Origin of the sequence: Pseudomonas sp. LB-090624, from assembly GCF_003205205.1 — a bacterium.
Classification (GTDB): Bacteria; Pseudomonadota; Gammaproteobacteria; order Pseudomonadales; family Pseudomonadaceae; genus Aquipseudomonas.
In genome coordinates, this window is sequence record NZ_QJRL01000062.1 from 1 (window position 1) to 8,121 (window position 8,121).

The following is an 8,121-nucleotide window of genomic DNA, read 5'->3' on the forward strand; positions in this document are numbered from 1 at the left end:
CGTTGAAGTCAACCAGCACCCGCTGGCGTTCTTCAGCCGGCAACACCGGCAAGCGCTGCACTGGCAGGTCCGGTTCGTGCTCCAGGGCCTCGACCATGGCTTGCAGCAACCGCGCCATCTGCCCGCAGATACGCGCTGCGCCAATCTCGGCCTGAGTCATGGCCACCAACCGGAATCCAAGGCCGGTGTCATCCACATTCAGGCTCAACGGGTAGTTGCTCCGCTCCTGGCTCTCCAGGGTGGTGATGCCTGCTGTCGCCTGCTTCTGGCTGGCGGTGGCCTGGCTGCTGTGCCGGTAATTGAGCATCGCGCTGAACAATGGCAGCGGCGCGGCCACGCCGCTGCAGCGTTGGGCCAGGGCCAGCGAGGCATGCTCGTGGGCCAGCAGCGCACTCAGCCGCTGGTGGGTGGCATGGGCGCCCGCGCGCAGGCTGATGCCAGCCAGGTCGATGCGCAGCGGCAAAGTGTTGATGAACATCCCCAGCGCTCGCTCGGCACCTTCGCCGCCTTGCAGGCGTCCCAGCAGCACGGTGCCGAACACCACCCGCTCCTGGCCGCTGGCAGCCGCCAGCAAGCGCGCCCAGGCCAGGTGGAACAGGCTGGCGACACTGATGCCCAATTGGCGTGCCTGCCAACGCAGGCGTTGCGCCAGGGCGTCGTCCAGCCACAACTGCGCTTCCTGGATGCCGCGGCCATCGCCTTGCACATCACTGAGGCCGAACGGCAAGGTCGGCTCGTCGATATCTGCCAGTTGCTCGCGGAAGAACGCCTCGTGCCCAGCCTGGCTGATGCCCAGACGGGCCTGTGCCACATAGTTGCGATACGGCACTGGGGCGTGGGCAGGTTCACCGTTGCCTTGCAGGTAGCCAATCAGCTCTTCGGCGACCACCTCCATGGCGGTGTGGTCGAGAACGATGTGGTGGAACTGCAGGGTGGCTTCGATCGGGCCGTCCGCGTCGGTGTAGAGCAGCCGAATCAGTGGCGCTTTGGTCAAATCGAGACGTGTGTTGGCATGGTCGCGGTTATCTATGCGCCCAAAGGGCGCTTGCGCAACCGGTGCGACTGCGCGCAAGACCACCTGCACAGGCTGTGGCAGGCCTTCCCAGACGATGGCGGTACGCAGCACATCGTGGCGGGCGATCACCTTGTCCAGCGCGGCGGCGAAGCTGGCCAGGTGCTCGCGACTGGCGAAGGCGAAACGCGATTGCAACACATAGGGGTCATGACCGGCGGCGCTCAGATGGTGATAGAGAATCCCCTCCTGCAACGGCGCCAAGGGGTAGATGTCCTGCACGTTGGCAGCGCCGCCCGGCACCCGGGCAACGATGCGCTCGATGGCGGCCTGTTCCAGCGTCACCATGGGGAGCATGGCCGGGGTGATATGGGAGCAATCGGCCGGGATCAGGTTCGCGGGCACCTGCACCTCGCGTACCTGTCCCAGGGTGGCAGCCAGGGCGGCAATGCTCGGTTGGCCGAACAGCGTGCGCACGTCAACCTGCAAACCTTGCCGGCGCAGGCGTGCGGTCAGGTTGACGGCCAACAGCGAGTGGCCGCCCAGTTCGAAGAAGTTGTCGTGACGCCCCACTCGTTCGACCTGGAGCATTTCGGCCCAAACTGCCGCCAGCGCGGTTTCGACTGCACCTTGTGGTGGTGCGTAGGCCTGGCGGGTCAGCAAGGCCGGGTCAGGGTCGGGCAACGCCTGGCGGTCGAGCTTGCCATGGCGGGTCAGCGGCAATCCATCGACCTGGGTAAAGGCCATGGGTACCAGATGCGTCGGCAAGCTGGCCTGCAACGCCTGGCGCAATGCCTCCGGCTGCACGGGCGCGGTTGCGGTGAACCAGGCCAGCAGGCGCTCGCCACGCACCAGCACAACGGCATCGGCGATGCTCGGCTGGGCGGCCAGCACACTTTCGATTTCGCCCAGCTCCACACGCACACCGCGGATCTTCACCTGGTCATCGTTGCGGCCCAGGTAATCCAGGGTGCCGTCGGCGTTCCAGCGCACCAGGTCGCCGCTGCGGTACATGCGCGCATGGGCTGCGGTACTGAACGGGTCGGCCAGGAAGCGCTCTGCGCTGAGCCCGTCGCGGTTCAGGTAGCCACGGGCAACCCCGATGCCCCCTATGTACAACTCACCCACCGCGCCCACCGGCACCGGCTGTTGGTGATCGTCGAGTACGTACAGGCGTGTGTTGGCGATCGGCTTGCCGATATGCAACAGCCCGCCAGGCACTAGCTGTCCGGAGCTGGCGACGACAGTGGCTTCAGTCGGGCCATAGTTGTTGACCACAGCAAAGCCTGGCGCCTGCTCGAACTGGCGCAGACGGTCACCGCCCACCAGCAGCGTACGCAGGGTCGGGTGCTGGCGTTCACGGCGCAGTGCCTGCTCAGCTACCGGCGTCGGCAGGAAGCTGACCGCCAGGGGTTGGTCCAGCCACCAGTCCAGCAGCTCGTCGACGTGTTCACCGCCAACCTGGACCGGCGGCAAGTGCAGCACTGCCCCGGCACAGAGCGCCGGCCACACCTCCCAGGCGACTGCGTCGAAGCCGAAACCGGCCACTGTGCTGGTATGGCTGCCGGCGTTCAGGGCAAAGGCCTCGCGGTGCCAATGCACCAGGTTGGCCAGGCTCGCATGCTCGACCATCACGCCCTTGGGCTGGCCGGTGGAGCCAGAGGTGTAGATGACGTAGGCCAGGTGCTGCTGGCCCAACCCGACCACGTGCGGGTTGCTGTCTGCGGCGCCTTGCCAGGTATCACGGTCCAGCGCCACCTGCACTGCGTCACCGACCAGTGCCTGCGTAGCGGACTCTACCAGCACCAACGCGGGTGTGCTGTCGGCCAACAGATAGGCGATGCGCTCGGGCGGGTAAGCCGGGTCGATGGGCACATAGGCCGCCCCCGTCTTGAGCACAGCCAGCAGGGCAATCTGGCGCTCCAAGGTGCGCGGCAGGCACAGCGCAACGCGGTCGCCAAGCTGCACGCCACGTTCGATCAGGTAATGGGCGAGACGGTTGGCGCTGCGGTTCAGCTCACCATAGCTCAGCACCCGGCCATCCTGCACCAGGGCGGCCGCCTGCGGCGTGTGGGCGGCCTGGGCCTCGACCAGGGCATGTACGGTCTGGCCGGTAGGGTAATCGCGCCAGGTGGCATTGAAGGTGTCCAGCAATTGTCGGCGTGCGGCGTGATCGAGGATGGGCAGCGTGGCCACTGCCACATCCGCCGCCTGCTCCAGCGCCTTGGCCAACTCAGCGAGGGCCTGATTCATCCACTGTGCCACCCGCCCGGCACCGATGCCTTGCAGGGCCAGCACACTCAGGACAAAGCCTTCGCCGAGGTCATCGACGCTCAGGGTCAGCGGATAGTTGCTGCGCTCCTCCCCGCCCAGCAGGCAGACGCCCTGCGTGCCGGCATCCGTACCGCTCACGGCACTGCTATGCCGGTAATTGAACAAGGCGCTGAACAATGGCACCGATGCCGCCACGCCGCTGCAGCGCTGGGCCAGGGCAAGCGATGCATGCTCATGTGCCAGCAACGCCGACAGCCGTTGGTGAGTCAGGCCCACTGCCTGCCGCACCGGCGTCGACAGGTCGATGCGCAGTGGCAGGGTATTGATGAACACGCCAAGCGCCCGATCAGCCCCTTCACCGCCTTGTAGGCGGCCCATCAGCACTGTGCCGAAGACCACGTCGGTGCGGTTGGCCAGCACGCCCAGGACCCGTGCCCAGGCCAGGTGCGCCAGGCTCGCGGCGCTGACGCCCAGTTGCCGGGCCTGCTCGCGCAGGCTGCGGGCCAGCGTGGGGGCCACGGCAAGGCGCGCTTCCTCGATGGCATGCCCTTCGCCTTGCACGTCAGCCAAGCCGAACGGCAGGGTCGGTTCGTCCAGGTCGCCCAGCATTTCACGGAAGAACGCCTCATGGCCTGCATCGTCAGCCGCCAGGCGCGCCTGGGCAACATAGGTGCGGTACGGCACCGGCGGCGGCAGACCCTCGCCCTGCCCCGCCATCAGCGCGTGCATTTCCCCGGCGATCACTTCCATGGCGGTATGGTCCAGGGCCAGGTGGTGGAACTGCAGTATCGCCACCACCCGCTGGTTGACCGGGTCGGCGGCATGCACCAGGCGCAGCAGCGGCGCACAGGTCAAGTCCAGGCGCTGGTGGCGGGCGTCGTAGCGCGCTTGCAACGCATCGAGCACTGCCTCGTCGCCAAGCCCCTCCACGGCCGTGACGGCCATGTGCGCCTCCCGCCATACCACTTGTACCGCTTGTTCCAGGCCTTCGCTGACCACGGCGGTGCGCAGGATGTCGTGGCGGTCGATCACCTGCTGCAAGGCACCGGCCCAGCGTTGCAGGTCGGCCAGGCTGTCGAACGCCAAGCGCGACTGCAAAAGGTACGGATCGCCCTGCTCGGCACTCAGGTGGTGGTAGAGGATGCCTTCCTGCAACGGCGCCAGCGGGTAGATTTCCTGCACGTTGGCAGCTCCGCCGGGTACGCTGGCCACCACGCGGTCGATGCTGACCTGGTCGAGGTCGATCAGGCTGAGCATGTCCGGGGTGATTGCACGAGCCTCTGCCGGAACCCGATTGGCCGGGACCTGCACCTCGCGGCCCGTCCCGACCGCAGCGGCCAGGGCGGCCAGGGTCGGCTGGGCGAACAGCACGCGCACATCGGCACTCAGGCCCGCCTTGCGCATCCGCTCGACCAGGGTCACGGCTAGCAGCGAATGGCCGCCCAGTTCGAAGAAGTGATCGTGGCGGCCTATCTGATCGACCTTGAGTATTTGCGCCCAGATCACGGCCAGGACGCTTTCCACTTCACCTTGCGGGGGCTCGAAGGCACGGCTGACCAAAGCGTCGCTACCCGGTGCCGGGAGTGCGCGGCGGTCGAGCTTGCCGTTAGCGGTCAATGGCAGCTCGGCCAGGCACACATAGGCCGCCGGCAGCATGTAGTCCGGCAGACGGCCTTGCAACTGGGCGTGCAACTCAGCAAGTGCCGGTGCTGCGGAATGTGCAGTGAAGTAGGCCACCAGGCGCTTCTCGCCCGGGCTGTCTTCGCGCAGCACCACGGCGCTGTCGCGAACGCCGACGCATTGGCCGAGGCAGGCCTCGATTTCCCCCGGCTCGATACGGAAGCCGCGCAGCTTGACCTGCTGGTCGGCACGACCCAGGTAACGCAGCGAGCCGTCGGCCTGCCAACTGGCCAGGTCACCGCTGCGGTACATGCGGGCGCCCGGCTGGGGGCTGAACGGGTCGGCGAGGAAGCGATCAGCCGTGAGTGCGGGCTGGCCAAGGTAACCCAGGGCCACGCCATCGCCACCGATGTACAACTCGCCGACGGCGCCGACCGGCAGGGGTTGCCGGCGGGCATCGAGCACATAGCAGCGGCCATTGCCGATCGGTTTGCCAATCGGGATGCTGCCCTTGTCGACGGTGGTGATCGCGTGGGTGGTGCTGAAGGTGGTGGCCTCGGTCGGCCCATAGCCATTGAGCAGGTGCTGCGGCGCACCTTCGCGCAGTACCCGGGCGATTACCGCCGGGTCCAGTACGTCGCCCCCCACCATCAGGTAGCGCAGCCTGGCGAAGGCTGGCAGCAAGGCTTCGGCAAACTGGTGGAACAGGCCCGCCGTCAGCCACAGCACGCTTACGCCCTGATCCAGCAGCACATCACGCAATGCCTCCCGCGACAACACCTGCTGCTGGTCGATGACGACGACGCTGGCACCGTTGAGCAACGGCGCCCAGACCTCCAGGGTACTGGCGTCGAACGCGGGGTTGGAAGCGAAAGCCACCCGGTCCTCGCGGGTGAACTGGGCAAAACCGTTGTTGATCACCAGGCGCACGATCGCCCGGTGCGGCACTTGCACGCCCTTCGGGGTGCCGGTCGAGCCCGAGGTATACATGATGTAGGCTGCGCTTTCAGCGCTCACCGCCAGCCCCGGCGTATGGGTCGGGTAGCCGGCCAGCTCACAGCGGTCCAGTTCCACCCGGATTGCCTGGCCTGCCTGCACTTCGCTGGCGCGTGTCAGCAGCACCCTGGCCTGGCTATCGTCGATCATGAAGGCCTGGCGTTCGGCGGGCGCATTGCTGTCCAGGGGTACGAACACTGCCGCGCATTTGCTGACGGCCAACTGCGCCGCCAGCAGCTCGAAACTGCGTGGCAGCGACAGGGCGACACGGTCGCCTGGCGTCACGCCCAGGCTCAGCAGGTGGTGCGCAAGGCGGTTGGCATGCTGCTCCAGCTGTTGGTAGGTCCATTGCCGCTGGCCGTGCACCACGGCAATTGCAGCCGGCGTGAGCGCGGCATAGGTACCGAACAGCTGGTGCAGCGCGTGATCCCGCGGGTAGTCACGGCGAGTGGCGTTGAAGCCTTGCAGCACCAGCTCGCGCTCGGCAGGCGCCAGTTGGCTTAGCGCATGCAATGACATGGCCGGAGCACCTTGCAAGGCATCGGCCAGTTGCTCCAGGGCGGTAGCCAGCAGGCGGCATACCTGGCCGCCGTCAACCTGTGCCACCGCTTGCACGGTCAGGACAAAACCATCACCCAGGTCATCGACATTGACCACCAGCGGGTAGTTGCTGCGCTCATGGGCAGTCAGCTGTTCGATCCCTTGCCAGGCCTGGCGCAGCTCGACCTTGGCCGGTGCGCTGTGGCGGTAATTGAGCAGGCTGGTGAACAGCGACTGGGTAGCTGGCACGCCGCTGCAGCGCTGGGCCAGGGCCAGCGAGGCCTGTTCGTGGACCAGCAGCCGAGCCAGGCGCTGGTGGGTCAGGCGCACGCCATCGGCAGTCGTTGCCGCGCCAACGCTGACGCGCAACGGCAGGGTGTTGATGAACATGCCCAGCGCCCGCTCGGCACCCTCGCCGCCCTGCAGGCGACCGAGCAATACCGTGCCGAACACCACCTCCTCGCGCCCGGACAGCTGGGCCAGCACCTGCGCCCAGGCCTGGTGCACCAGGCTGGCGACACTGACGCCCAGATGCCGCGCCTGCTCGCGCAGGCGGCCAGACAGTGTGCCATCCAGGGCCTGACGGCTATCGAACACTTCGCAGGCGTCGGTCTGCGCATCGTGCAGTCCGTACACAAGGGTAGGTTCGTCGATGTCACCCAGCAGTTCACGGAACCACGCTTCGTCGCCTTGGGCATCGCCGGCAAGGCGGGCCTGGGCCACGTAGTTGCGGTAAGGCACACTGGCTTCGTGCCGTAGCTGGCCTTGCAACACTGCAGTGATCTCGGCCACCAACTGCTCGACGGCGGCATGGTCGAGGATGATGTGGTGGATCAACAGCGTGGCTTGCAGGCCACTGTCGGTCTGCTCGGGGACCAGGCGCAGCAGCGGGGCGTGGTTCAGATTGATACCACCCTGTGGCTGATCGCAGCGCAAGGCTGCGACAGAGGGCGTGGTGCGCCATACCACCTGCACCGGCTCATCGAGGGCTTGCCAGTGGATGCTGGTGCGCAGGATGTCATGGCGCGCAATGACCTGGTCAAGCGCGGCGGCGAAGGCGTCCAGTTCGGCTTGGCCCGGGAAGGCAAAGCACGCCTGTAACACATATGGGTCAGCACCCTCGCTGGCCAGGTGGTGGTAGAGAATGCCCTGTTGTAACGGGGCCAGGCCGTAGATGTCCTGGATGTTCGCCGTGCCGCCAGGGATCTGCGTCACCAGGGTGTCGATCGCGGTTTGCGAAAGCCCGGCCAATGGCAGCAGGGCCGGAGTGATGTGAGTACAGCCTGGGTCAATCAGGTTGGCCGGCACCGCGACCCGGCTTTCACCGCCAACTGCAACGGCCAGCGCGGCCAGGGTCGGTTGACCGAACAACACGCGGATATCGGCTTGCAGGCCTCGTTCACGCAGGCGTGCAGTGAGGCTTACCGCCAACAGCGAGTGGCCACCCAGCTCGAAGAAGTTGTCATGGCGCCCTACCCGCTCGACCCCCAGTAGTTCGGCCCAAATGGCTGCCAGCAGGTTTTCGGTTTCGCCTTGCGGGGCTTCGAATGGGCGATCCTGCAGCGCGCCGGGCTCTGGCAGCGCCTTGCGGTCGAGTTTGCCGTTGGGGCTCAGCGGCAGGGCTTCGAGGTGCATGAACAGCGCTGGCACCATGAATTCCGGCAGATGTGCCAGCAGGG

General features: G+C 66.7%; 1 protein-coding gene. It reads right to left on the bottom strand.

Features of this window, described 5'->3' with window-relative positions:
* On the bottom strand, positions 1-8,121 hold an 8,121-nt coding region (locus tag DMX11_RS25505), incomplete at both ends, for a non-ribosomal peptide synthetase (protein ID WP_146230385.1).